This window comes from Streptomyces sp. NPDC031111 (genome assembly GCF_055570675.1).
Genome location: NZ_JBVIGS010000004.1, coordinates 133,875 through 157,589, shown reverse-complemented (window position 1 = coordinate 157,589; position 23,715 = coordinate 133,875). Strand labels below are relative to the sequence as shown.

Annotated in this window: 25 protein-coding genes; 11 read left to right on the top strand and 14 right to left on the bottom strand. The window is 72.8% G+C overall.

Annotation, left to right across the window (positions count from 1 at the left end; genetic code table 11):
• The first annotated feature begins 13 nt into the window (after positions 1-13).
• A complete protein-coding gene (locus ACZ470_RS11040; protein WP_468426546.1) occupies positions 14-352 on the top strand; it encodes a putative quinol monooxygenase in 339 nt (112 codons plus the stop codon).
• On the top strand, positions 349-843 hold the full coding sequence (locus ACZ470_RS11035) for a group II truncated hemoglobin (RefSeq protein ID WP_468426545.1): 495 nt from the start codon (positions 349-351) through the stop codon (positions 841-843). The genes ACZ470_RS11040 and ACZ470_RS11035 overlap by 4 nt, the downstream gene beginning before the upstream one ends.
• 12 nt (positions 844-855) lie before the next feature.
• Here ACZ470_RS11035 and ACZ470_RS11030 read toward each other — a convergent pair whose 3' ends face one another.
• Positions 856-1,839, bottom strand: a complete 984-nt coding sequence (locus ACZ470_RS11030) for an NAD(P)H-quinone oxidoreductase (RefSeq protein WP_468426543.1) — start codon at positions 1,837-1,839, stop codon at positions 856-858.
• Positions 1,840-2,014: 175 nt separating this feature from the next.
• On the opposite strand from ACZ470_RS11030, the gene ACZ470_RS11025 reads away from it, so the two are divergent.
• A complete protein-coding gene (locus ACZ470_RS11025) occupies positions 2,015-3,025 on the top strand; it encodes an ATP-binding cassette domain-containing protein (RefSeq protein ID WP_468426541.1) in 1,011 nt (336 codons plus the stop codon).
• Positions 3,022-3,870, top strand: coding sequence for an ABC transporter permease (locus tag ACZ470_RS11020; RefSeq protein WP_468426539.1), 849 nt, complete (start codon positions 3,022-3,024; stop codon positions 3,868-3,870). Before ACZ470_RS11025 ends, ACZ470_RS11020 begins: the two co-directional genes overlap by 4 nt.
• Positions 3,871-3,885: 15 nt before the next feature.
• On the opposite strand, the gene ACZ470_RS11015 is transcribed toward ACZ470_RS11020, so the two are convergent.
• The 6 genes from ACZ470_RS11015 to pdhA form a co-directional block, all read right to left on the bottom strand.
• The gene (locus ACZ470_RS11015; RefSeq protein ID WP_468426537.1) at positions 3,886-4,986 is read right to left on the bottom strand and encodes a potassium channel family protein; all 1,101 of its coding nucleotides are present in this window, start codon (positions 4,984-4,986) and stop codon (positions 3,886-3,888) included.
• Positions 4,983-6,335, bottom strand: coding sequence for a molybdopterin molybdotransferase MoeA (locus tag ACZ470_RS11010; RefSeq protein WP_468426535.1), 1,353 nt, complete (start codon positions 6,333-6,335; stop codon positions 4,983-4,985). Before ACZ470_RS11010 ends, ACZ470_RS11015 begins: the two co-directional genes overlap by 4 nt.
• Positions 6,332-7,294: an NTP transferase domain-containing protein gene (locus ACZ470_RS11005; RefSeq protein ID WP_468426534.1), complete on the bottom strand. Its 963-nt coding sequence runs from the start codon at positions 7,292-7,294 to the stop codon at positions 6,332-6,334. The genes ACZ470_RS11010 and ACZ470_RS11005 overlap by 4 nt, the downstream gene beginning before the upstream one ends.
• An 85-nt stretch (positions 7,295-7,379) precedes the next feature.
• A complete protein-coding gene (locus ACZ470_RS11000) occupies positions 7,380-8,786 on the bottom strand; it encodes a dihydrolipoamide acetyltransferase family protein (RefSeq protein ID WP_468426533.1) in 1,407 nt (468 codons plus the stop codon).
• Positions 8,786-9,790, bottom strand: a complete 1,005-nt coding sequence (locus tag ACZ470_RS10995; protein WP_468426532.1) for an alpha-ketoacid dehydrogenase subunit beta — start codon at positions 9,788-9,790, stop codon at positions 8,786-8,788. Before ACZ470_RS10995 ends, ACZ470_RS11000 begins: the two co-directional genes overlap by 1 nt.
• Entirely contained in the window at positions 9,787-10,929 is a 1,143-nt protein-coding gene (gene pdhA, locus ACZ470_RS10990) for a pyruvate dehydrogenase (acetyl-transferring) E1 component subunit alpha (RefSeq protein WP_468426531.1), read from the bottom strand. Before pdhA ends, ACZ470_RS10995 begins: the two co-directional genes overlap by 4 nt.
• Before the next feature lie 185 nt (positions 10,930-11,114).
• Here pdhA and ACZ470_RS10985 point away from each other — a divergent pair, with 185 nt between their 5' ends.
• Positions 11,115-11,600, top strand: coding sequence for an Lrp/AsnC family transcriptional regulator (locus tag ACZ470_RS10985; protein WP_468426895.1), 486 nt, complete (start codon positions 11,115-11,117; stop codon positions 11,598-11,600).
• Positions 11,601-11,633: 33 nt separating this feature from the next.
• Here ACZ470_RS10985 and ACZ470_RS10980 read toward each other — a convergent pair whose 3' ends face one another.
• The gene (locus tag ACZ470_RS10980) at positions 11,634-12,224 is read right to left on the bottom strand and encodes a TetR/AcrR family transcriptional regulator (protein ID WP_468426529.1); all 591 of its coding nucleotides are present in this window, start codon (positions 12,222-12,224) and stop codon (positions 11,634-11,636) included.
• Positions 12,221-13,735 (bottom strand): 3-hydroxyacyl-CoA dehydrogenase, encoded by a 1,515-nt coding sequence (locus ACZ470_RS10975; RefSeq protein WP_468426527.1) that lies wholly within the window; start codon positions 13,733-13,735, stop codon positions 12,221-12,223. The genes ACZ470_RS10980 and ACZ470_RS10975 overlap by 4 nt, the downstream gene beginning before the upstream one ends.
• Before the next feature lie 161 nt (positions 13,736-13,896).
• On the opposite strand from ACZ470_RS10975, the gene paaN reads away from it, so the two are divergent.
• A complete protein-coding gene (gene paaN, locus ACZ470_RS10970) occupies positions 13,897-15,588 on the top strand; it encodes a phenylacetic acid degradation protein PaaN (protein ID WP_468426525.1) in 1,692 nt (563 codons plus the stop codon).
• On the opposite strand, the gene ACZ470_RS10965 is transcribed toward paaN, so the two are convergent.
• Genes ACZ470_RS10965 through ACZ470_RS10955 form a run of 3 tightly spaced genes read right to left on the bottom strand, consistent with a single transcriptional unit; the run spans position 15,585 to position 18,470 of the window.
• Positions 15,585-16,376: a TrmH family RNA methyltransferase gene (locus tag ACZ470_RS10965; RefSeq protein WP_468426523.1), complete on the bottom strand. Its 792-nt coding sequence runs from the start codon at positions 16,374-16,376 to the stop codon at positions 15,585-15,587. The genes paaN and ACZ470_RS10965 overlap by 4 nt on opposite strands.
• Positions 16,377-16,386: 10 nt before the next feature.
• Positions 16,387-17,634: an HTTM domain-containing protein gene (locus ACZ470_RS10960; RefSeq protein WP_468426522.1), complete on the bottom strand. Its 1,248-nt coding sequence runs from the start codon at positions 17,632-17,634 to the stop codon at positions 16,387-16,389.
• Positions 17,631-18,470, bottom strand: coding sequence for a DUF5819 family protein (locus tag ACZ470_RS10955; RefSeq protein WP_468426520.1), 840 nt, complete (start codon positions 18,468-18,470; stop codon positions 17,631-17,633). Before ACZ470_RS10955 ends, ACZ470_RS10960 begins: the two co-directional genes overlap by 4 nt.
• A 308-nt stretch (positions 18,471-18,778) precedes the next feature.
• Here ACZ470_RS10955 and paaA point away from each other — a divergent pair, with 308 nt between their 5' ends.
• The 5 genes from paaA to paaE are packed head-to-tail and all read left to right on the top strand — an operon-like array spanning position 18,779 to position 22,416.
• On the top strand, positions 18,779-19,810 hold the full coding sequence (gene paaA, locus ACZ470_RS10950) for a 1,2-phenylacetyl-CoA epoxidase subunit PaaA (RefSeq protein WP_468426518.1): 1,032 nt from the start codon (positions 18,779-18,781) through the stop codon (positions 19,808-19,810).
• Positions 19,807-20,094, top strand: a complete 288-nt coding sequence (gene paaB / locus ACZ470_RS10945; protein WP_385051144.1) for a 1,2-phenylacetyl-CoA epoxidase subunit PaaB — start codon at positions 19,807-19,809, stop codon at positions 20,092-20,094. The genes paaA and paaB overlap by 4 nt, the downstream gene beginning before the upstream one ends.
• On the top strand, positions 20,091-20,825 hold the full coding sequence (gene paaC / locus ACZ470_RS10940) for a 1,2-phenylacetyl-CoA epoxidase subunit PaaC (protein ID WP_468426516.1): 735 nt from the start codon (positions 20,091-20,093) through the stop codon (positions 20,823-20,825). Before paaB ends, paaC begins: the two co-directional genes overlap by 4 nt.
• Complete coding sequence (gene paaD, locus ACZ470_RS10935; protein WP_468426514.1) at positions 20,819-21,358, top strand: 1,2-phenylacetyl-CoA epoxidase subunit PaaD; 540 nt, start codon at positions 20,819-20,821, stop codon at positions 21,356-21,358. The genes paaC and paaD overlap by 7 nt, the downstream gene beginning before the upstream one ends.
• Positions 21,358-22,416 (top strand): 1,2-phenylacetyl-CoA epoxidase subunit PaaE, encoded by a 1,059-nt coding sequence (gene paaE / locus ACZ470_RS10930; RefSeq protein ID WP_468426512.1) that lies wholly within the window; start codon positions 21,358-21,360, stop codon positions 22,414-22,416. Before paaD ends, paaE begins: the two co-directional genes overlap by 1 nt.
• Before the next feature lie 49 nt (positions 22,417-22,465).
• Here paaE and ACZ470_RS10925 read toward each other — a convergent pair whose 3' ends face one another.
• Both ACZ470_RS10925 and ACZ470_RS10920 read right to left on the bottom strand, forming a co-directional pair.
• Positions 22,466-22,795: a rhodanese-like domain-containing protein gene (locus ACZ470_RS10925; protein ID WP_468426894.1), complete on the bottom strand. Its 330-nt coding sequence runs from the start codon at positions 22,793-22,795 to the stop codon at positions 22,466-22,468.
• 57 nt (positions 22,796-22,852) lie between these two features.
• The gene (locus tag ACZ470_RS10920) at positions 22,853-23,695 is read right to left on the bottom strand and encodes a hypothetical protein (RefSeq protein ID WP_468426510.1); all 843 of its coding nucleotides are present in this window, start codon (positions 23,693-23,695) and stop codon (positions 22,853-22,855) included.
• Positions 23,696-23,715: the final 20 nt, after the last annotated feature.

Sequence of the window (23,715 nt, the reverse complement as noted above, 5' to 3'; positions counted from 1 at the left end):
GGAGATTCACAGCATGTCCACGACCGTCGAGTACATCCGTTACCGGATCGCGTTAGACGACCAGAAGGCCTTCGAGAGCGCGTACACCAAGGCCGCCGAGTCGCTCGCCGCGTCACCGGAGTGCATCGACTACGAGCTGTCCCACTGCCAGGAGGAGGCCGAGCGGTACATCCTGCGGATCCGCTGGACGTCCGTCGAGGACCACCTCCAGGGCTTCCGCCGGGGCGAGCACTTCCCCGCGTTCTTCGCCGCGATCCGGCCCTACGTGTCGTCGATCGAGGAGATGCAGCACTACCTCACCACCGACGTCACCGGCACCGGCAAGGCGGCGGGACAGGAGCGGCGCCCGTGACGGACGCCAAGCACGCCCCCGACAGCCCCGGCACGCCCACCCTGTACGAGTGGGCGGGCGGCAGCGAGGCCCTGAACCGCCTCACCGACGTCTTCTACGGCCATGTCCTCAAGGACCCCGTCCTCGCGCCGGTCTTCGCCGGCATGGACGGCGAGCACCCGCGGCACGTGGCGAAGTGGCTCGGGGAGGTCTTCGGCGGTCCCAAGGCGTACACCTCCGGCCGCGGCGGCCACCCGCACATGGCCACCCAGCACCTGGGCCGCCACATCACCGAGCGGCAGCGCCGCCGCTGGGTGGAGCTCCTCCAGGACACGATGGACGAGGTCGGCCTGCCGGCCGACCCCGAGTTCCGCGCCGTCTTCCTCTACTACATCGAGTGGGGCACCCGCATGGCGGTGCTGTACTCGGGCGAGAACCCGCCCCCGGTGGACGCGGCGGACGTACCGGTCTGGAAGTGGGGCCAGACCCCGCCCTGGCAGCCCGGGAACTGACCCGTCCCGGTGTCAGGCCGGACTGATCAGCAGGACCTTGCCGATGTGGCCGCTGTCCTCCACGACCCGGTGGGCGGCGGCCGCGTCCGGCATCGGGATCTCGCGGTCGACGACGGGACGGACGTGGCCGGCCGCGACGAGCGGCCAGACGTGTTCCCGTACGGCCGCCACGATCGCCGCCTTCTCCTCCAAGGGCCGGGCCCGCAGCGAGGTCGCGCTGATCGCGGCCCGCTTGGCTAGGAGGGCCCCGATGTTCAGCTCGCCCTTGACGCCACCCTGCATGCCGATGATGGCGAGCCGGCCGTTGACGGCGAGGGCCTGGACGTTGCGGTCGAGGTACTTGGCGCCCATGTTGTCCAGGACGACGTCGGCGCCGTGGCCGTCGGTGGCCCGCTTCAGCTCGGCGACGAAGTCCTGCTCGCGGTAGTTGATCAGGATGTCCGCGCCGAGCTCGGCGCACCGCTCCAGCTTCTCCGGGGTGCCCGCGGTGACGGCGACCCTCGCGCCGACGGCCTTGGCGAGCTGGATCGCCATCGTGCCGATGCCGCTGGAGCCCCCGTGCACCAGGAGGGTCTCGCCGGGGCGCAGATGGGCGACCATGAACACGTTGGACCAGACGGTGCAGACGACCTCCGGGAGCGCCGCGGCCCGGTCGACGGTGAGCCCCTCCGGGACCGGCAGCAGCTGACCGACGGGGACGGCGACCCTCTCGGCGTAGCCGCCGCCGGCGAGCAGCGCGCAGACCTCGTCGCCGACGGCCCATCCGCTCACCCCGTCGCCGAGCGCGGCGATCCTGCCGGAGCATTCGAGACCGGGGTAGGGGGAGGCGCCGGGCGGCGGGTTGTAGAAGCCCTGCCGCTGGAGGATGTCGGCCCGGTTGACGGCACCGGCCACCACCTCGACCAGGACCTCGCCGGGACCGGCCACGGGGTCGGGGACCTCGTCCCACACCAGCGCCTCGGGCCCACCGGGTTCGGGAATCGTGATCGCATACATGAGGGGGACGGTACTCCTGGGGCGCGGCCGGCCCCGTCATCCGTCCTAGGTCGGGGGGCGGCCCGCCCTCGGTCGTAGGAACGGTTCTCCGGAAACCCGTGTGCGCGAGCGATGAGTTTGCGCGACGGTAAAGGTCTGTCCATGCGTAGCCCAAGCACGCGGAAGGACCCGAAGCATGAGCACGCAGACGTCCGACCTGGCGATCGAGACCGCCGGCCTGGTCAAGACCTTCGGTGAGACGCGGGCCGTCGACGGAGTCGATCTCGCCGTGCCGACCGGCACCGTCTACGGAGTCCTCGGACCGAACGGCGCCGGCAAGACCACCACCGTGAAGATGCTCGCCACCCTCCTGCGGCCCGACGGCGGTGAAGCCCATGTCTTCGGTCACGACATCGTGCGCGAGGCCGACGAGGTGCGCGGCCGGGTGAGCCTCACCGGCCAGTACGCGTCCGTGGACGAGGACCTGACCGGCACCGAGAACCTGGTCCTGCTGGGCCGGCTGCTCGGCCACCACAAGCCCGCCGCCCGGACCCGCGCCGCCCAGCTGCTGGAGGCCTTCGGCCTCACGGAGGCGGCCGGGAAGCAGGTCAAGCACTACTCCGGGGGCATGCGGCGCCGCATCGACATCGCCGCCTCCATCCTCAACACACCCGACCTGCTCTTCCTCGACGAGCCGACCACCGGCCTGGACCCGCGCAGCCGCAACCAGGTGTGGGACATCGTGCGCGCGGTCGTCGCCCAGGGCACGACCGTGCTGCTGACCACGCAGTACCTGGACGAGGCCGACCAGCTGGCGTCCCGGATCGCCGTCATCGACCGCGGCAAGGTGATCGCCGAGGGCACCAAGGGCGAGCTGAAGGCGTCCGTCGGCGCCGGATCCGTCCATCTGCGGCTGCGGGACCCGGAGCAGCGCGACGGGGCGGTGCGGGTGCTGCGGGACCTGCTGACCGCCGAAGTGCAGCTGGAGCCCGATCCGGTCGCGCTGACCGCGCGCCTCGGCGTGGCGGCGAGCGACACCGCGGCCGACCAGGCCGCACGCGCCCTCGGGGAACTGGCCCGCGCCGGCATCACGGTCGACAACTTCTCCCTGGGTCAGCCCAGCCTCGACGAGGTCTTCCTGGCGCTGACCGGGCACGACACGGGTCAGGGCACCGGCCCCGAGACGAAGGACGAGGTGGCGGCATGAGCACGGCCACAAGCACCGAGAGCAAGGAACTCGCCCCGGTCAGCACCGAGTCGCTGGCCGCGCTGCTCGTGGCGAAGGAGCGGCCGCCGCGCCCCAGCTCCCTGTCCACCTCCCTGACGTTCGGCTGGCGCGCGATCCTCAAGATCAAGCACGTGCCCGAGCAGCTCTTCGACGTCACCGCCTTCCCGATCATGAACCTGCTGATGTTCACGTACCTCTTCGGCGGTGCGCTGGCGGGTTCGCCCAGTGACTACATCCAGTTCGTCCTGCCCGGCATCCTCGTGATGTCGGTCGTGATGATCACGATGTACACCGGGGTCTCGGTGAACATCGACATCGAGAAGGGCGTCTTCGACCGCTTCCGCTCGCTGCCGATCTGGCGGCCGTCGGCGATGGTCGGCTATCTGCTGGGCGACGCGCTGCGCTACACCATCGCGTCCGTCGTCATGCTCACCGTGGGCCTCGTCCTCGGCTACCGGCCGGACGGCGGGGTCGGAGGGGTCGTCGCGGGGATCGCGCTGCTGCTGGTGTTCTCGTTCGCCTTCTCCTGGATCTGGACGATGTTCGGGCTCATGCTGCGCACCGAGAAGTCGGTCATGAGCGTCAGCATGATGGTGATCTTCCCGCTCACCTTCCTGTCCAATGTCTTCGTCGACCCGAAGACCATGCCGGGCTGGCTTCAGGCGTTCGTCAACAACAGCCCCATCACCCATCTCGCGTCCGCGGTGCGCGGGCTGATGGCCGGCGACTGGCCGGGCGGCGAGATCGCATGGACGCTGGGCTGGGCCGGTCTGCTCCTGGCGGTGTTCGGGCCCATCACGATGCGGCTGTACAACCGGAAGTAGCCCGGCGGTTCCGGGTCATTGGTTCCGGGGGAGCGGGCGGATGTCGGGCGCGATCTGTGTGGCCGGCGTCGCCCGCACGATCGTGATCAGCCGGTCCGTCAGCTCCAGCGTCCCGACGTGCTGATCGTCGTAGCCGAGCAGCCGGTGCCCGCGGACGACGCTCACCACCAGATCGCCGAGCTCCCGGGGCGTCTTGCCCACCTCGGCCTTTATGACCGGCCGCTCGACGATGTCGAGACCGGAGCCCTGCTGGATGAGGTCCTCCATCACCATGCCGGCGGACGGGCTGAGCACGGAGAGCCCGAGCAGCCGCCCGGCCGCGCTGGCGCTGGTGATGACCGCGTCGGCACCCGACTGCTTCAGCAGCGGGGCGTTCTCCTCCTCGCGCACCGCGGCCACGATCTTCGCGCCCCGGTTGAGCTGCCGTGCCGTCAGCGTCACCAGCACGGCCGTGTCGTCGCGCTGCGTGGCGATGATGATCTGCCGCGCCCGCTGCACCTCGGCCCGCTTCAGCACCTCGCTGCGGGTGGCGTCCCCTATGACACCCGCGTAACCGTCCGCCGTGGCCGCGTCGATCGCCTTCGCACTGGGGTCGATGACCACGACCTGCTCCTTCCTGAGCCCGGTCGCACAGACGGTCTTGATCGCGGACCGGCCCTTGGTGCCGAAACCGACGACGACGGTGTGATCGCGCAACGTGGACCTCCAGCGAGTCAGTCGCCACTCCTCCCGGGTGCGTTCGGTGAGGGCTTCGAGGGTGGTACCGACCAGAATGATCAGGAACAGCACGCGCAACGGCGTGATGACGAAGATGTTGGTGAGGCGGGCGCCGTCACTCACCGGCGTGATGTCGCCGTACCCGGTGGTGGAGAGGGTGACGGTCGCGTAGTAGAAGGCGTCGAGGAGATCGATGGGGCCGTCGGCGTTGTCGTTGTAGCCCCCGCGGTCGGCGTACACGATCAACGCCGTCACCACCAGCACCACGAGAGCCATCGACAGTCGTTTGGCGACCTGGCGGATCGGATGCTCCACCATCTTCCTCGGGAGTTTCACCCGATGGGTCACCAGATGTTCGTCCGCCTGGCGAGCGATGGCGTCCTGGCCCGGAAGTTTCACGTGAAACACACCCCGATTCCCCCGGACGCCCAGGGCAGGTCGAGCAGTTCCGTCTCCCGGCCGGGCCGTGCTCCGCCGGGGGGTACGACGGCGAGCGCGTCGGCCGCCGCGATGCCGCGCAGCATGGCCGGGCCGTTGTAGAGCAGCGGCAGCGCCCGGTCGCCCCGCAGGGCCACGGGGATCAGCCGTGTGTCGTACGGGTGTCCCTGCACGGCGTCCCGCAGCGGCAGTGAGTAGGACTCGGGGGCGGGACGGGCGGCGAGGGTGCGCAGCAGTGGCTCGGCGAGGGTGAGCAGGCCGGAGACGGCGGCGAGGGGGTTGCCGGGCAGCCCGACGAGGTGCTGGTTCTCCTTGGTGCGGGCCAGCAGCATGGGGTGGCCGGGGCGCACCTTGACGCCGTCCACGAGGAGTTCGGCGCCGATGCGGCGGAGCGCGGGGTGCACATGGTCGACCGGGCCGGCTGCGGTGCCTCCGGTGGTGATGACGACATCGGCGTCGGATTCCGTGATCGCCTCGTACAGCGCCTGCTCGGTGTCGCCGATCCGGCGTACGGCGGTGACCTCCGCGCCGAGCGCGCGCAGCCAGGGCGGCAGCAGCGGGCCGAGCGCGTCCCGGATCAGCCCGTCGTGCGGCAGTCCCTCGCCGAGCAGCTCGTCGCCGAGGACGAAGACGTCGGCACGCGGGCGGGGGACCGCGGTGAGCGTGTCGTATCCGGCGGCGGCGGCCATGCCCAGGACGGGCGGGGTGATCAGGGTGCCCACGGGCAGCAACTGGTCGCCGCTGCGGCACTCCTGGCCGCGGGGCCGGATGTCCTGGCCGTGGGTGACGGTGTGCGGCGGCCGGGTGGCGGCCGTGACGTGCAGCCGGCCCATGTCGTCGGTGCGGCCGTGCTCGCTGCGGAGTACGGCGGTGGTGTCCGGGGGGATGCGGGCACCGGTGGCGATACGGACGGCCTCGCCGTCACTGAGCGGCGCGTGCTCCGTGTGCCCGGCGAGGACGCCCTCGTCCCGGACGGCCCAGGGGCCCGGACCGGAGACCGCCCAGCCGTCCATCGCGGAGGTGTCGAAGGAGGGCAGATCGGTGAGGGCGGTGAGGGGGGCGGCCAGGGTGAGACCCAGCGCGGAGGCGAGGGGGACGGCCACCGGGGTCAGATGGCCGGTGCGGCTGCCACCGCCGTGACGGGGGGCGCGTGCGGCGACGGCGCGGGCGTCCGTCCAGTCGGTGGCGTGGTGGTGCGGGTGGCGGGGGGTGCCCGTGGTGCCGCCGGGGTGTTCCTTCACGAGGGCGAGCGCCTCCTCGACGTCGAGGTCGTCGGCGTTCTCGTCGGCCCGGGTGGCGCGCGGTGTCATCCGGCGTCCGGGCGGGTGTCGGGGGTGGCGTCGGGGGCCGCGTCACCGGTCTCGGCCTCGGAGGACGCGGGGCCGGTGGTGTCCTCGTCGGCCCAGCGCAGCGCCAGCGCGGCGGCCTTGCGGGCCGCCTCGGCGACGGCCTCCCGGTCGCCTCCCGCCCGGGCCGCGGCGTAGCCGACGAGGAAGGTGGTCAGCGGCGCGGCCGGCCTGGCCACGCCGTGGGCTGCGTCGCGGGCGAGATCGAGCAGCACGCCGGTGTCGACGTCCAGGTCGATGCCCAGTTCGTCCTTGACTGCGGAGATCCATTCATCCAACACGTGTCCATGCTCCCTGATGCGTGCCCTGGCGGTGGCGATGTCGTCCCAGGTGTCGCAGTCGAAGGACGCCACCGGGTCGGAGATGCGGGTGAGGTCGAGCGAGCCGGTCAGCCGGCGCAGGGGCAGCCCGGCCAGTTCGCCGTGCCGGTCGGTGAGGACGGCCAGTTCGCGGCGCAGGGACCCGGTCCGGTACGCGGCGACCAGCGGCTGGTCACGGCCGTCGGAGTCGGTCAGCAGCACGCCGTCGGCGGTGCCCCGGCGCAGGGGCGCCAACAGTCCCCGCACCGTGCGGGGGGCGAGGAACGGCAGATCGGCGGAGAGCAGGAGGACATGGTCGGCCGTGGTGTGTCTCAGTCCGGCGGCGAGCGCGGCCAGCGGGCCGCCGCCCGGGGGTTCCTCGCGGGCCCAGATCACGGGTCGTGCGGTGGGGCGGGGGTCGGCGACGACCACCGTGGTGCGGGCTCCGGCGCAGGCGCTGAGCACCCGGTCGAGCAGCGCCCGCCCGCCCACGCGCACCCCGGGCTTGTCCGCGCCACCGAGCCGCCGGGCGGCGCCACCGGCGAGCACGACGGCGTCGTACGCGGTGTCGGAGCCACCGGAGGCCCCACCCAGGGGACCATGGGGTGGCTGATGCTCGGTCACCCTCCGAGTATGCGTGCCCCCCGCGACCGGACGGAACGCGGGGGGCACGCACGGGCGGGGGGACCCGGTGGAGCGCGGAGCGGACTCACAGCGTCCGCAGCAGCACCGCCGGTTGTTCGACGCAGTCCGCCACGTACCGCAGGAAGCCCCCTGCGGTGCCGCCGTCGCAGACCCGGTGGTCGAAGGTGAGCGACAGCTGCACGACCTGCCGTACCGCCAGCTCGCCCTCGTGCACCCACGGCTTGGGGACGATGCGGCCGACGCCGAGCATGGCGGCCTCGGGGTGGTTGACGATCGGGGTGGAGCCGTCGACGCCGAAGACGCCGTAGTTGTTCAGCGTGAAGGTGCCGCCCGTGAGTTCGGCGGGCGTCAGCGTGCCCGTCCGGGCCGCCTCGGTCAGCCGGGCGAACTCCGCCGTGAGCGATTCCGCGTCCCGCGCGTGCGCGTCCCGGACGACGGGGACGACCAGGCCCCGGTCGGTCTGCGCGGCGAAGCCGAGGTGCACGTCGGCGTACTGGACGATCTCCCTGGCCTCGGTGTCCACCGAGGAGTTGAGCTCGGGGAAGCGGGCCAGGGCGGCGGTGCAGATCCGGGCCAGCAGGGCGAGGACCGAGATCTTCGGGCCACCGGCCGCGTTCATCGCCGCCCGGGTCCGCATCAGTTCGGTCGCGTCGGCGTCCACCCAGCAGGTCGCGTCCGGGATCTCCGTGCGGCTGCGGGAGAGCTTGTCGGCGACGGCGCCCCGGATGCCCTTGAGCGGGACCCGGGTGACACCCGGGGTGGCCGCGGCCGCTGCCGGCGCGGTGTCCCCGGCGGCCCGCGGGCGCGGTTCGCCGGCCGTCGTGTCCGTGGGGGTCCGGGTGCCGGCGGCGCGCAGCGCGTACTCCACGTCCGCGCGCAGGATCAGTCCGTCGGGGCCGGAACCGGTCATCTCCCGCAGGTCCAGGCCGTGCTGCCGGGCCAGCCTGCGCACCAGGGGCGAGATCACGGGGACGGGACCGTCCGCCGCGCCCGGGGTGCGGGCCCCCGCCGCGGCCGGCTCGGCGGTCCGGGGCCGCCCGTTCGCCGTGGGGGTCGCCGCGGGTGCGGCGGGTGTCGCCGGCGCGGGCTCCGGCGGACGGACCCGGCGGCGCCGGGCCGGTGCCTCGGAGGTGCCGTAGCCGACCAGCACGTTGCCGGAGCCCTCGGCGTCCTGGGCCTCGGCGCCGTCCGGGCTCGCGCCCCCGGCCGGGCGGTGCTCGGCGGGCTCGCCCACCGCCACCGTCAGCAGCGGAGCGCCGACGGGCAGTTCCGTCCCCTCCGCGCCGAAGCGGGCCGTGACCACACCGCCGTAGGGGCAGGGCACGTCCACCATCGCCTTGGCCGTCTCGACCTCGACGACCGGCTGGTCCACGGCGACGACGTCGCCGACCTCGACCAGCCAGCGCACGATCTCCGCCTCGGTGAGCCCCTCACCGAGGTCGGGCAGCTTGAACTCCAGCACCTGTGCCATCAGCTCTCGGCCTCCCACTGAAGACGCCCCACGGCGTCCAGGATCCGGTCCACTCCGGGCAGGTGGTGGCGCTCCAGCATCGGCGGCGGATACGGCAGGTCGAACCCGGCCACACGCAGCACCGGCGCCTCCAGGTGGTGGAAGCAGCGCTCCGTGACCCGGGCCGCGATCTCCCCGCCCGGGCCGCCGTAGCCACCCGACTCGTGGACGACGACCGCGCGTCCCGTCCGCCGTACCGAGGCGCACACCGTCTCGTCGTCGAACGGCACCAGGGAGCGCAGATCGACGACTTCGAGGTCCCAGCCCTCGGCCCGGGCCGCCTCGGCCGCCTCCATGCAGACGGGCAGCGACGGCCCGTACGTGATGAGCGTGGCGCTCCGCCCTGAGCGCCGCACCACCGCACGGCCTATCGGTTCAACGGCCGTCGGCTCGTCCGGGTTCCAGGTGTCCTTGGACCAGTAGAGCCGCTTGGGTTCCAGGAGGACGACCGGGTCGTCGGAGGCGATGGCGGCGCGCAGCAGCCCGTAGGCGTCGGCGACGGTCGCGGGCATGACGACATGGAGCCCCGGAGTCGCCATGTAGTACGCCTCGGAGGAGTCGCTGTGGTGCTCGACCCCGCCGATGCCGCCGCCGTAGGGGACACGGATGGTGAGCGGCAGGGGCATCTTCCCGCGCGTGCGGTTGCGCATCTTCGCGACGTGCGAGACGAGCTGCTCGAACGCCGGGTAGGCGAACGCGTCGAACTGCATCTCCACGACCGGGCGCAGCCCGTACATGGCCATGCCCACGGCCGTGCCGAGGATGCCCGCCTCGGCCAGCGGCGTGTCGGTGCAGCGGTCCTCCCCGAACTCCTTGGCGAGTCCGTCGGTGACCCGGAAGACACCGCCGAGGGTGCCGACGTCCTCGCCCATGACGTGCACGGACGGGTCGGCGGCCATCGCGTCGCGCAGCGCGCGGGTGAGGGCCTGCGCCATGGTGGCCGGCTTGACGGCGACGGTGGTCATCGCTGCGCCCCTTCCGGCTCGGCCTCGGCCGCCAGCTCGGCGCGCAGCTGCTCCCGCTGCTCCAGCAGCTGGGGGGTGGGCTCGGCGTAGACGTGGGCGAAGAGGTCCATGGGGTCGAGCGCCGGGTCCTGGTTCATGCGGGCACGCAGGTCCGCGGCCATGGCCTCGGCGTCCTGGCGGGCGGTTTCCACGGCGGCCTCGTCGAGCGCACCGCGCGCGGTCAGCTCCTGCTCCAGCAGGGTGATGGGGTCGTGCCGCTTCCAGGTCTCGACCTCGGCGTCACCGCGGTAGCGGGTCGCGTCGTCGGCGTTGGTGTGCGCCTCCACGCGGTACGTGATCGCCTCGACCAGGGTCGGCCCGCCGCCCGCGCGGGCGTGCCGTACGGCGTCGGCGAGGACCTCGTGGACGGCGGCGGCGTCGTTGCCGTCGACCAGGCGGCCGGGCATGCCGTAGCCGACGGCCTTGTGGGCCAGCGACGGCGCCGCGGTCTGCTTGGCGAGCGGTACGGAGATCGCGAAGCCGTTGTTCTGGACGAGGAAGACGACCGGGGCCTGCCAGACGGCGGCGAAGTTCAGCGCCTCGTGGAAGTCGCCCTCGCTGGTGCCGCCGTCGCCGACCATGGCGAGGGCCACCACGTCGTCGCCCTTGAGGCGGGCGGCGTGCGCGAGACCGACGGCGTGCGGCAGCTGGGTGGCCAGGGGGGTGCTCAGCGGGGCCACGCGGTGCTCGTGGGGGTCGTAGCCGGTGTGCCAGTCGCCGCGCAGCAGGGTGAGGGCCTCCACGGGGTCCACGCCGCGGGCGACGACGGCGAGGGTGTCGCGGTAGCTCGGGAAGAGCCAGTCGCGCTCCTCGAGGACGAGCGCGGCGGCGACCTCGCAGGCCTCCTGGCCGGTGCTGGAGGGGTAGACCGCGAGACGGCCCTGCTTGGTGAGGGCGGTGGCCTGCGCGTTGTAGCGGCGGCCCTTCACCAGCTCCGCGTACAGGCGGCGCAGCAGGCCCGGGTCGGCCTCGGCGGCCGCCTCGGTGCCGAGGACGCGGTACGGCTCCGCGTCCGGCAGCAGCGGCGCGGGGTCGGTACGGGGCTGCCAGGCGGGCGGCGGGGTCGGCCGGTAGGCCCCCCGCTGCTCCATGACCGTCATGACGGCACCTCCTCGTGGGATGTCGGAGGCGCGGCGTCTGTGACGCGCCTCACCAACCGATTGTTCGGTCGCCGGCACATTTTGGCTACGGGTGGCACCAGGCTGTGGACAAACGGTTCTCCACAACCTGAGATGGATGCAGGACGTCCACGGCGGGAAGGTGGGGGCGGGTGGCATCTGAACAAATGGCCGAGGGCCAGGAGGAGACCGGGCCGCTTCCGCCCGCGCGGCCCCTGGACGCCATCGACCAGGACATCCTGCGCATGCTCCAGTCGGACGGCCGCGCGTCCATACGCTCGGTCGCCGAACGGGTCCACGTCTCCCGCGCGAACGCCTACGCGCGCATCAACCGGCTGGTCGAGGACGGCGTCATCCGCGGCTTCGGGGCCCGCGTCGACCACGAGCGGGCCGGTCACGGGACGTCCGCCTACATCACCCTGAAGATCGTCCAGAACACCTGGCGCACGGTCCGCGAGCAGCTCAGACAGCTCCCGGGTGCCTCGCACATCGCGCTGGTGGGCGGGGACTTCGACGTCCTGCTGCTGGTGCACACGCCCGACAACCGGGCACTGCGCGAGTTGGTGCTCACCCGGCTCCAGGCGATCCCCGAGGTGCTGAGCACGCGCACGCTGCTGGTCTTCGAGGAGGAGGACCTGGAACCACAGGGGTGAGCGTGCCCGGCCCGACGGCGGCCGGGGCCGCTCTCAGGACGCCTTGCGCAGTCCCCCGAAGGCCAGCTGCGCCACGGCGTCGGCGACCTCGCCCTCGCTCATGCCGCGCCCGTCCGGCCGGTACCACTCGACTATCGAGTTGATCATGCCGAAGACCAGCCGGGTCACCAGCCGCACCTCTATGTCGCCGCGCACGTCCCCGTCGGCGGCCGCGGCCTTGAGCAGCTCGGCCACCCGGTGGTCGAACTCCCGCCGCCGCTCCAGCGCCCACCGCTCGGTGTCCGTGTTGCCGCGCACCCGCAGCAGCAGCGTCACGTACGGCAGCTCGGCCATCAGCACCTCGACCATGCGCCGTACGACGTACTCCAGGCGCTCGGCGGCGCGCCCCACGCGCGCGGGCTCCTCGTCGAGGATGCCGAAGAGCCCGTCCAGCGCCCGGCTCACCGCGCGGCGCAGCAGTTCCTCCTTGCCGGCCACGTGGTGGTAGATCGACGACTTGGAGATGCCGGCGGCCTTGGAGAGGTGCTCCATGGAGGTGCCGTCGTAGCCGCGCTCGTTGAACACCTGGACGGCGACGGACAGCAGCGTCTCCGGGGTGTACGTGTCGCGCCTGGCGGTGGTCATGGGGTGTCCTCCCGCTTGTCGGAGGCGTAGGCGTGGCGGTACAGGGCGAGGGACGGGGCGTAGCGGCCGGACGGATCGCACTGGTGCAGGTTGTCCAGCACGGAGCAGGCCCACCCGCCGCCCAACCGCCGGCTCCACTCCAGCGGCCCCAGCGGGTAGTTCACGCCCAGGCGCATCGCCGTGTCGATGTCGTCCTCGGTGGCCACGCCCTTGGCGACGGCGTCGACCGCGAGGTCGATGATCCGGGCCACCGTCCGCGCGACGATCATTCCGGGCACGTCCCCGATGACGCTGACCTTCTTGCCGAGCGCCTGGAACAGCCCGGTGGCCTCGGCGACGGTCACCGGGGAGGTGTTCCGCGCGTGGGACAGCGCGACGCGCGTGGCCTTGCGGTAGTCGAGGGCGAGGTCGAAATACACGACGTCGCGGAACTCGACGGAGGTCTGGCCGTCGGCGAGCACCAGCTGTCCGCCGCCGGGCAGCACCAGACGGGTGCCGTTGTCCTCGTCCTCCTCGCGCACCTCGATGCCCGCCTCGCGGATCAGCGCGAGCAGCTCCGAGGCGGGCCCCAGATCGCCCTCGGCGACCACGTACGCGGGCGGCCCGGCGGGCTCGGCGGTGTGCGGCTCGGGGCGCTCGGCACCGTCCCGGTGGTCGTACCAGCCCTGGCCGGTCTTGCGGCCCAGGCGGCCCGACTCGACCAGCCGGCGCTGGACGAGCGAGGGGGTGAAGCGCACGTCCTGGAACAAGGACTGCCACACCGAGTGGGTGACGGCCTCGTTGACGTCCTGCCCGATCAGGTCAGTCAGCTCGAAGGCGCCCATCCGGAAACCCCCGGACTCGCGCAGGACCGCGTCGATGGTGGCCGGGTCGGCGCCCTGGGACTCGTACACCGCGAAGGCCTCGGCGTAGAAGGGCCGGGCGACGCGGTTGACGATGAAGCCGGGGGTGTCGGCACAGGCGACCGGCGTCTTGCCCCAGGCGCGGGCCGTCTCGTACGCGCGCGTGGCGCAGGTGACTTCGGTGGCGAAGCCGGAGACGACCTCGACGAGCGGCAGCAGCGGCGCGGGGTTGAAGAAGTGCAGGCCCACGAAGCGGCCGGGCACGCGCAGGGCGCCGCCGATCGCGGTGACCGACAGGGAGGAGGTGTTGGTGGCGAGCAGACAGTCGTCGGAGACGATGTCCTCCAGCGCGCGGAACAGCTCCTGCTTGACGTCGAGGCGCTCCAGGACGGCCTCGACGACCAGCGCGCAGTCGGCCAGCCCGGTGAGCTCGTCGGCGGGTCGCAGCCGGGCGCGCGCCGCGTCCCGCTCGTCGGCGGTGAGGCGCTCCTTCTCCACCAGCCGGTCGAGCCGGGCGCCGATCGCGTCGGCCGCCTCACGGGCCCGGCCGGGGGCGGCGTCGTACAACCGCACGGGATGGCCCGCGACCAGCGCGACCTGGGCGATTCCCTGGCCCATGGTGCCGGTGCCGACCACGGCCACGGGACTGCTGAGGTCGAGTGCTGTCATGTGCGCGATCCTCCCGCACGGGGTTGTCCACAGATGCGGCGGACCCCCTTGTCCCGACCGATCGTTCGGTTACTCTAACTCTGACCGCCCGTACCTGACTACGTTTCCGCACAGGTCCATGAGCTCGACGAAGAGTTCCTGAGACGAGGAGTTGGTCCCGCATGGCCGCCGAACTCACCGCGCACGAGCTGATCGCCCGGCACCGTCCCACCCTGGACCAGGCGCTGGAAGCGATCCGCACGCGCGCGTACTGGTCGCCCCACCCCGAGCACCCCAAGGCCTACGGGGAGGACGGCAGCCTGGACATGGCGGCGGGCAAGGCCGCCTTCGACGCCCTGCTCGGCACCCGCCTCGACCTCGGCCAGCCCGGCACGGACGGCTGGGTGGAGGGCGAGACCTCGCCGTACGGCATCGAGCTGGGCGTCGGCTATCCGCACGCGGACCTCGACGAACTGCTGCCCGCCATGAAGGCGGGAATGCGGGCCTGGCGGGACGCGGGCGCCGAGGCCCGCGCGGTGGTCTGTCTGGAGATCCTCAAGCGGATCAGCGACCGGACGACGGAGTTCGCCCAGGCGGTCATGCACACCTCCGGCCAGGCGTTCATGATGGCGTTCCAGGCGGGCGGCCCGCACGCGCAGGACCGCGGCATGGAGGCGGTGGCCTACGCGTACGTGGAGCAGATCCGCACGCCGGACACCGCGGAGTGGACCAAGCCGCAGGGCAAGCGCGACCCGCTCGCGCTCACCAAGCGGTTCACCCCGGTCCCGCGCGGCATCGGCCTGGTCATCGGCTGCAACACCTTCCCGACGTGGAACGGCTACCCGGGCCTGTTCGCCTCCCTGGCCACCGGCAACGCGGTGCTGGTCAAGCCGCACCCCCGCGCGGTGCTGCCCCTCGCGCTCACCGTCCAGGTGGCCCGCCAGGTGCTCACCGAGGCCGGCTTCGACCCGAACCTGGTCGCCCTGGCCGCCGAGCGGCCCGGCGAGGGCATCGCCAAGACCCTCGCGACGCGCCCGGAGATCCGGATCATCGACTACACCGGCTCCACGGAGTTCGGCGAATGGCTGGAGAACAACGCCCGCCAGGCGCAGGTGTACACCGAGAAGGCCGGCGTCAACACGGTGCTCGTGGAGTCGACCGGCGACTACAAGGGGATGCTGGCCAACCTGGCGTTCTCCCTGTCGCTGTACAGCGGCCAGATGTGCACCACCCCGCAGAACCTGCTCATCCCGCGCGAGGGCATCACCACCGACCAGGGCCCCAAGTCCTTCGACGAGGTCACTGCCGACCTGGCGAAGGCGGTCGACGGCCTGCTCGGCGACGACGCGCGCGCCAACGCGCTGCTGGGCGCGATCGTCAACCCGGACGTGAAGGCCCGCCTGGAGGCGGCCGCCGGCCTCGGCGAGGTCGCCCTCGCCTCCCGTGAGATCACCAACCCGGAGTTCCCGGGCGCGGTGGTGCGCACGCCGGTGATCGTGAAGCTGGACGGCGCCAAGCCGGACGCCGAGGCCGCCTACATGAGCGAGTGCTTCGGCCCGGTCTCCTTCGCCGTCGCGGTCGACTCGGCCGACGACGCGGCGGAGCTGCTGCGGCGCACCATCCGCGAGAAGGGCGCCATGACGGTCGGCGCCTACACGACCTCCCCCGAGGTCGAGGAGACGGTGCAGGAGGTCTGCCTGGAGGAGGCCGCCCAGCTCTCCCTGAACCTCACCGGCGGGGTGTACGTCAACCAGACGGCCGCTTTCTCCGACTTCCACGGCTCCGGCGGCAACCCGGCCGCCAACGCGGCCCTCACCGACGGCGCGTTCGTGGCCAACCGGTTCCGGGTGGTCGAGGTGCGCCGGGAGGCCTAGGAGGCGTGAGGTGCGTCCCCGGTGGCGCTCCAGTGGTACAGCGTCATGGCCACACTGGTCGCGAGGTTGTAGCTGGACACCTGGGGGCGCATCGGCAGCGCCACCAGATGGTCGGCCCGCGCGCGCAGCTCGGGCGACAGTCCGCTGCGCTCGGAGCCGAAGGCCAGCAGCGCGTCGTCCGGCAGCTTCAGTCCGCGGATGTCCTCGCCCTCCGGGTCGAGCGCGAAGACCGGTCCGGGCGGCAGCTCCGCCACGGGCAGCCGCTCCACGGCGGTGGCGAAGTGCAACCCCGCCCCGCCGCGCACGACGGTGGGGTGCCAGGGGTCGAGCGTGCCGGTGGTGACGACGCCGGTGGCCCCGAATCCGGCGGCCAGCCGGATCACCGCCCCTGCGTTGCCGAGGTTGCGCGGGTTGTCGAGGACCACCACGGGAGCGGTGCGCGGGAGGTGCGCCAGCCTCTCGACGTTGCCCGCGCGGGAGGGGCGCACGGCCAGGGCGGCCACGGCGGTGGGGTGCGGGCGCGGCACCAGCGCGGCGTACGTCTCGTGGGGCACCTCGGTCAGCAGCGCCGCCAGCGCCTCCCGTACGTCCTCGGCCAGCTCGTCGGCGAGGGCGAGCGCGCCGGACCGGTCTGCGGTCAGCGCGAGCCGCACCTCGGCCCCGAAGCGCACGGCGTGCTTGAGGGCGTGGAAGCCGTCGAGGAGGACGGCGCCGTCGGCCAGACGGCGCCAGGCGGACACGGGATCGGCCGGGGTCTCCGGCGCGGTGCCGCGGGCGGGGTCGGTCATGCCGTGCAGCCTACGTGCGCGGGCCCGGCACTCCGCGCGGCGCCGGAGCCGCCTCCGCCGGATCCTCTCCGGCCGGGCGGTCGCCCGGGGTCCGCTGCTCCGGGACGGACGGCCCGCCGCGCGGGCGCGGCCGACCGCGCACGCGTGCCGCCAGGTCGCCCAGCCGGCGCAGGAAGGACGTCGGCAGGAAGACCGCGTCAGCCGCGATCATCGCCAGCGAGAAGAAGGGCAGCCCGAGCACCACGGCGATCACCGCGTGCTCGATGATCATGAAGGTCAGCAGGACGTTCTTGACCCGCCGGTTGAACAGCGTGAACGGGAAGGCGACCTGCACGGCGACCGTCGCGTAGGTCACCAGCATCACCATCGTGCCGCTGGCCGACAGCAGGTCCGCGAGGGCCGGCCAGGGGGAGAAGTACTCCAGGTGCAGCGGGTAGTAGACGGCGGTGCCGTCCTGCCAGCGGGAGCCCTGCACCTTGTACCAGCCCGCCGTGGCGTAGATCAGACACGCCTCGGCCATGATCACGAGGAGCGCGCCGTTGTGCACGATGTTGCCGACGACGTCCAGCAGGATCCGCGGCTGTCCGGTCCTCGCCCGGCGTCCGACCAGCCACCACAGCGCCTGAGCGACCCATACGGTCCACAGCAGCACCGGTATGAACAGGTGACCGCCGTCCATCCGGCCCGCCAGCGTCGCCAGGAGCAGCAGGAACCCGAGCACGCACCACAGCGCCGGCCCGACCCGGTCGTGGGGCCGCTCCCCACGCGCGCGCGCCTCGGCCGTACGCCGTGCGCGCCGCGCGTCCAGGGACCAGACCTGGCCGCAGCGCGTGAAGACCAGGTAGATCGACATCAGGTGCAGGACGTTGTCGCCGCCGTCCCCCATGAAGACGCTGCGGTTCTGCAGCGCCAGCACGCCCACCATGAACAGCACCGACATGGTGCGAGTGCGCCAGCCCAGCAGCAGCAGGAGGCTGCACAGCACGGCGAGCGCGTAGACGGCCTCGAACCATCCCGCGCTGTCCCACCACAGCAGCGGGGTGAAGGCGCCGTTGGTCGCGACCAGCTGGTCGGCGAGGTCCCAGCTCCAGGGGCCGTCGGGGCCGTAGAGCTCCTGGCGGTGGGGGAACTCGCGCAGCAGGAACAGCAGCCAGGTCAGGCTGAAGCCGATGCGGATCACGGCGGTCTGGTGGGGGCCCAGAGCGGAGTCGGTGACGCGGGCGATCACCCGGGACAGCGCCAGCGAGCAGCGGTTCACCCGACGCCTCCCCGGGCCTCGTCCTCGGGCAGGGACCACCAGGGCAGCGTGCGGTACACGGGCGTGGTGGAGACCTCCTCCGAGCTCCACTCGGGCGGCGGCACATTGGCGGTCCGCGAGCGGACCTGGACGCGCGCCACGGTACCGCCGGGACCGGCCGCGTCCGCCCGGTCGAGGCGCAGCACCGTGATCCGCCGCAGATATGTCTCGGACAGGGCCCCGCGCAGGCCCACCGGGCGGTTGTCGTTGTCGTGCGTGGCGACGAAGAAGTCCCAGGCCCGGCGCAGTTCGTTCTGCTGGGTGTGGCTGGGCAGCAGGTTGCCGTCGATGGCGCGGCCGTCCTGCGCGGACAGGTCGTACCAGCCGGTGGTCCGGGTGTCCCCGTCCGCCGTGGTGATCTCCGCGCGCACCTGGACGGCGACGTTCTGCTGCAAGGGGTTCGGCGCGAACAGCTTCCAGTTCTGCTCGAACTCCGGATAGATCCAGTTCCCGATCGTCTCGCTGTGCTTCTTGCTGACCGTGTTCGCGGGCGCGACATGCAGGAACGTCATGCCGAGATGCACGCAGACCCCGACCGCGACGACAGCGAGCGCCAGCGCGGCGCCGATCTGATAGCGCAGGGAGAGGGCGGCCACTCCGGTACGGGGCTCGGCGGGCGGGCCGGGGACGGAAGGGCCGGCCGGGGCGGCGGGGTCGGGCGGGAAGGTCGGGGGCGGCGGTGGGCCGGTCACGGGGACCTGATCGGGCAGGGGAGGGCGCGGGTCCGGCCCGCCCGGCCCGGCGGACGGCCCCACAGGGCCGTGCCGGGCGTTCGAGCCCTTGTCGTACGCGTCCATTCCGCCCCGCTCCCCGATCCCGGTCCGTCGCCGCGCCCGCCCGGCCACGAGACCTCGTCACGCCCCGCACGACCGCTCCGCCGTGTCGCACGGAACGGTACTCAGCACCGGCCCTCCGGGCCCAGTCCGGTCGGGAACCCGCTCCGTGGCCGTCACCACACCGCGCCCCGAGCCTCTTCGCCAGGCGGCACCCGCAGGTTATCCACAGCGGTTGACACCCGGCGGCACCCGTCTCACCATGGAATCGCACGAACCGAACGATCGGTCGGGAGCGTGCTCCGGAAAGCATCCAGGTCGAGGGGGACCTCATGGCGACAGCAGCCGCCCGCGATACGGCCGCCGGCCGGGCGTACGACGCACCGCCCGACGCGGACGACACCGCCGGTCACGAGCGCGCCTTCGACGCGGCCGTCGCCGCCGACGAGCGGATCGAGCCGCGCGACTGGATGCCGGACGCCTACCGGGCCACGCTCGTCCGGCAGATCGCCCAGCACGCGCACTCCGAGATCATCGGCATGCAGCCGGAGGCCAACTGGATCACCCGCGCGCCCTCACTGCGCCGCAAGGCGATCCTCATGGCCAAGGTGCAGGACGAGGCCGGGCACGGCCTGTACCTCTACAGCGCCGCCGAGACCCTCGGCACCAGCCGCGACGAGCTGCTCGACAAGCTGCACTCCGGCCGCCAGAAGTACTCCTCGATCTTCAACTACCCCACCCTGACCTGGGCGGACGTCGGCGCCATCGGCTGGCTCGTGGACGGCGCCGCGATCACCAACCAGGTGCCCCTGTGCCGCTGCTCCTACGGCCCGTACGCACGCGCGATGGTCCGCATCTGCAAGGAGGAGTCCTTCCACCAGCGCCAGGGGTACGAGCTGCTGCTCGCCCTCAGCCGGGGCACCCCGGAGCAGCACGCGATGGCGCAGGACGCCGTGGACCGCTGGTGGTGGCCCTCGCTGATGATGTTCGGCCCGCCCGACGACGAGTCCCAGCACTCCGCGCAGTCGATGGCCTGGAAGATCAAGCGGCACTCCAACGACGAACTGCGCCAGCGCTTCGTCGACATCTGCGTCCCCCAGGCCGAATCGCTCGGCCTCACCCTGCCCGACCCGGACCTGAAGTGGAACGAGGAGCGCGGTCACCACGACTTCGGGGCGATCGACTGGACCGAGTTCTGGGACGTCCTCAAGGGCAACGGCCCCTGCAACGAACAGCGGCTGACCCGGCGCAGGCAGGCCCACGAGGAGGGCGCCTGGGTCAGGGAGGCCGCGGCGGCCCACGCGGCCAAGCACAGGAACTGCGAGACCGGCAGGACCGGCGAGACAGGAGCGACGCGAGCATGACCCACACCGACTGGCCCCTGTGGGAGGTCTTCGTGCGCTCGCGCCGGGGCCTGTCCCACACCCACGCCGGCAGCCTGCACGCGCCGGACGCGGAGCTCGCCCTGCGCAACGCCCGCGACCTGTACACCCGGCGCGGCGAGGGCGTCTCGATCTGGGTCGTCCCGTCCTCCGCGATCACCGCCTCCTCGCCCGACGAGAAGGACCCGTTCTTCGAACCGTCCGCCGACAAGCCCTACCGGCACCCGACGTTCTACGAGATCCCCGAGGGGGTGCGGCACCTGTGACGACCACCCCCGCCAAGGACACCGCCCCCACGGCGGCCGCGCTCGCCCTCGGTGACGACGCCCTCGTGCTCTCCCACCGTCTCGGCGAGTGGGCCGGACACGCCCCCGTGCTGGAGGAGGAGGTCGCCCTCGCCAACATCGCGCTGGACCTGCTGGGCCAGGCACGGGTGCTGCTGTCGATGGTGGGCGACGAGGACGAACTGGCGTATCTCCGCGAGGAGCGCGCCTTCCGCAACCTTCAGCTGGTGGAGCAGCCGAACGGCGACTTCGCCCACACCATCGCCCGCCAGCTGTACTTCTCCACCCACCAGTACCTCCTCTACGGCGAACTGGCCACCGGCAACGGCCCGTTCGCGCCGCTGGCCGCCAAGGCCGTCAAGGAGACCGACTACCACCGCGACCACGCCGAGCAGTGGACGCTCCGGCTCGGCGACGGCACGGACGAGAGCCACGCGCGGACGCAGCGGGCCGTGGACGCCCTGTGGCGCTACACCGGCGAGATGTTCCAGCCGGTCGAGGGCCTGGACGTCGACTGGACCGGCCTGGAGACCGCCTGGCTGGAGCGGGTGTCGGAGACGCTCCGCCGGGCCACGCTCACGGTGCCCGAGGGGCCGCGCACGGGCGCCTGGGCGGCCGGCGCGGGCCGTCAGGGCCTGCACACCGAGCCGTTCGGCCGCATGCTCGCCGAGATGCAGCACCTGCATCGCAGCCACCCGGGGGCGGCATGGTGACCACCACCCCGCTGGAGGCGGAACTCCTGGAGCTCGCCGGTTCGGTGCCCGACCCCGAGCTGCCCGTGCTGACCCTGCGCGAGCTCGGTGTCGTGCGCGCGGTGCACGCACACGGGACGGACACCGTCGAGGTCGAGCTGACCCCGACATACACCGGCTGCCCGGCCGTCGAGGCGATGAGCCTGGACATAGAGCGCGTCCTGCGCGAGCACGGGGTGCGCGAGGTCACCGTGCGCAAGGTGCTCGCGCCCGCCTGGTCGACCGACGACATCACCGACGAGGGGCGGCGCAAGCTGCGCGAGTTCGGCATCGCCCCGCCCCGCGTGCGGTCGGCCTCCGGGCCGGTCGCGGTGGAGCTGGGACCGACCCGCGCCCGGGACGCCGCGGGGGAGACGAACCCCGACCCCGTGCCCTGCCCGCACTGCGGGTCCACCGAGACCGAACTGCTCAGCCGCTTCTCGTCCACCGCGTGCAAGGCCCTGCGCCGCTGCCTGGCCTGCCGTGAACCGTTCGACCACTTCAAGGAGTTGTGATGGCCCGCTTCCACCGGCTCCGGGTGGCCGCGGTCGACCGGCTCACCGACGACTCCGTCGCCCTCACCCTCACCGTCCCCCCGCACCTCGCCGAGGAGTACCGCTACGCCCCCGGCCAGCATCTGGCCCTGCGGCGCGTCGCGGACGGCGAGGAGATACGCCGCACCTACTCCATCTGCTCCCCCGCCCCCGACGGCGAGGCCCCGACCTCGCTGCGGGTGGGCGTGCGGCTGGTCGACGGCGGCGCCTTCTCCACCTACGCGCTCAAGGAGATCGACCTCGGCGACGAGCTGGAGGTCATGACCCCGGCCGGCCGCTTCACGCTCCCCCCGGCACCCGGCCGGTACGCGGCGATCGTCGGCGGCAGCGGCATCACGCCGGTGCTGTCGATCGTCTCGACCCTCCTCGCCCGCGAGCCCCAGGCCCGGTTCTGCCTGATCCGCAGCGACCGGACGGCCGCCTCGACGATGTTCCTGGAGGAGGTCGCCGACCTGAAGGACCGCTACCCCGAGCGGTTCCAGCTGGTCACGGTGCTCTCCCGGGAGGAACAGCAGGCGGGGCTGCCCTCCGGGCGGCTCGACCGGGAGCGGCTGACCGGGCTGCTGCCGGCCCTGCTGCCCGTGGACCAGGTGGACGGCTGGTTCCTCTGCGGGCCCTACGGCCTGGTCGAGGGGGCCGAGCGGGCACTGCGCGGGCTGGGTGTCGCCCGCTCCCGCATCCACCAGGAGATCTTCCACGTCGACGCCGGTACGGCGCCCGTCACCGCGGCGCCGGCCCCCGCGCACAGCACGGTCACCGCCCGGCTCGACGGACGCGGCGGGACCTGGCCCGTCCAGGACGGCGAGTCCCTGCTGGACACGGTGCTGCGCAACCGGCCCGACGCGCCCTACGCCTGCAAGGGCGGGGTGTGCGGGACGTGCAGGGCGTTCCTCGTCTCGGGCGAGGTGCGGATGGACCGCAACTTCGCCCTGGAGTCGGAGGAGACCGAGGCGGGCTATGTCCTGGCCTGCCAGTCCCATCCGGCGACGGAGAAGGTGGAGCTGGACTTCGACCGGTAGCCCGGACGCGGGTGGCTGCGGGCTTCCGCGGGCGTCCGCGGGTACGGCGCTACAGCACGTGCCCCGGCGTCCCGTCGTCCGTGACGACGGGACGTCCGGCGGCCTCCCACACCTGCATGCCGCCGTCGACGTTCACCGCGTCGATGCCCTGCTGGGCCAGATACATGGTCACCTGGGCCGACCGTCCGCCGGAACGGCAGATCACATGGATCCGGCCGTCCTGCGGGGCGGCCTCGGTCAGCTCGCCGTAGCGGGCCACGAACTCACTGATGGGGATGTGCAGCGCCCCCTCGGCATGACCGGCCTTCCACTCGTCGTCCTCGCGGACGTCCAGCAGGAAGTCGCCGTCCTCGAGGTCCGCGACCCGGACCGTGGGCACCCCAGCTCCAAAACTCATGCCTCCGACGCTACCCGACCGGGCGGGCGGACCCCCGCCTCAGGCCAGCAGCGACGCCAGCTCCGCCTCGCGCTCGGCGACCTGGGCCCGCAGCTGCTCGGCGATCTCCTCCAGGAGCTTGTCGGGATCGTCCGGGGCGAGCCGGAGCATCGAGCCGATGGCTCCCTCCTCCAGTTCCCGGGCGACCAGCGTGAGCAGTTCCTTGCGGCGGGCGAGCCATTCGAGACGGGCGTAGAGCTCCTCGCTCGCGCTCGGGGCCCGCTTCGGCTCCGGGCCGGCGGCCCACTCCTCGGCTAGTTCGCGCAGCTCGTCCTCACTGCCGCGGGCGTAGGCGGCGTTGACGCGGGTGATGAACTCCTCGCGGCGCTCGCGTTCCTTGTCCTCCTGCGCCAGGTCCGGGTGGGCCCTGCGGGCGAGGTCGCGGTAGAGCTTGCGGGCCTCCTCGCTGGGCCGCACCCGCTGCGGGGGCCGGACCGGCTGGTCCGTGAGCATGGCGGTGGCCTCGGGGAACAGGCCCTCGCCGTCCATCCAGCCACCCAGCAGCTCCTCGACACCGGGGATCGGCAGCAGCCGGGCACGCGCCTCGTCGGCCCGGCGCCGGTCCTCGGGGTCGTCGCTGCGGGCGGCCCTGGCCTCCAGGATCCGGGCGTCCAGCTCCTCCAGGCGGGCGTACATCGGGCCGAGCTTCTGTTCGTGCAGCCGGGAGAAGTTCTCGACCTCGACGCGGAAGGTCTCCACGGCGATCTCGAACTCGATCAGCGCCTGCTCGGCCGCGCGTACGGCCTGCTCCAGCCGCTCCTCGGGCCGCGTCGCACCACCACCGCCGGGCGTCCGCTCCGCACCGGCGCCGCCGCCACCCTGCTCACCTTCCGAGGTCGTCACCCGGACAGCGTAGGCCACCC

Coding starts and splice junctions, on each gene's coding strand:
- ACZ470_RS11025 (WP_468426541.1), top strand. CDS start 2,015: ATGAGCACGCAGACGTCCGACCTGGCGATCGAGACCGCCGGCCTGGTC.
- ACZ470_RS11040 (WP_468426546.1), top strand. CDS start 14: ATGTCCACGACCGTCGAGTACATCCGTTACCGGATCGCGTTAGACGAC.
- ACZ470_RS10965 (WP_468426523.1), bottom strand. CDS start 16,376: ATGACCGACCCCGCCCGCGGCACCGCGCCGGAGACCCCGGCCGATCCC.
- ACZ470_RS10975 (WP_468426527.1), bottom strand. CDS start 13,735: ATGACAGCACTCGACCTCAGCAGTCCCGTGGCCGTGGTCGGCACCGGC.
- paaD (WP_468426514.1), top strand. CDS start 20,819: ATGGTGACCACCACCCCGCTGGAGGCGGAACTCCTGGAGCTCGCCGGT.
- paaA (WP_468426518.1), top strand. CDS start 18,779: ATGGCGACAGCAGCCGCCCGCGATACGGCCGCCGGCCGGGCGTACGAC.
- paaN (WP_468426525.1), top strand. CDS start 13,897: ATGGCCGCCGAACTCACCGCGCACGAGCTGATCGCCCGGCACCGTCCC.
- ACZ470_RS11000 (WP_468426533.1), bottom strand. CDS start 8,786: ATGGCACAGGTGCTGGAGTTCAAGCTGCCCGACCTCGGTGAGGGGCTC.
- ACZ470_RS11030 (WP_468426543.1), bottom strand. CDS start 1,839: ATGTATGCGATCACGATTCCCGAACCCGGTGGGCCCGAGGCGCTGGTG.
- ACZ470_RS10985 (WP_468426895.1), top strand. CDS start 11,115: ATGGCCGAGGGCCAGGAGGAGACCGGGCCGCTTCCGCCCGCGCGGCCC.
- ACZ470_RS10995 (WP_468426532.1), bottom strand. CDS start 9,790: ATGACCACCGTCGCCGTCAAGCCGGCCACCATGGCGCAGGCCCTCACC.
- ACZ470_RS11010 (WP_468426535.1), bottom strand. CDS start 6,335: ATGACACCGCGCGCCACCCGGGCCGACGAGAACGCCGACGACCTCGAC.
- ACZ470_RS10955 (WP_468426520.1), bottom strand. CDS start 18,470: ATGGACGCGTACGACAAGGGCTCGAACGCCCGGCACGGCCCTGTGGGG.
- paaE (WP_468426512.1), top strand. CDS start 21,358: ATGGCCCGCTTCCACCGGCTCCGGGTGGCCGCGGTCGACCGGCTCACC.
- paaB (WP_385051144.1), top strand. CDS start 19,807: ATGACCCACACCGACTGGCCCCTGTGGGAGGTCTTCGTGCGCTCGCGC.
- ACZ470_RS11020 (WP_468426539.1), top strand. CDS start 3,022: ATGAGCACGGCCACAAGCACCGAGAGCAAGGAACTCGCCCCGGTCAGC.
- pdhA (WP_468426531.1), bottom strand. CDS start 10,929: ATGACGGTCATGGAGCAGCGGGGGGCCTACCGGCCGACCCCGCCGCCC.
- ACZ470_RS10980 (WP_468426529.1), bottom strand. CDS start 12,224: ATGACCACCGCCAGGCGCGACACGTACACCCCGGAGACGCTGCTGTCC.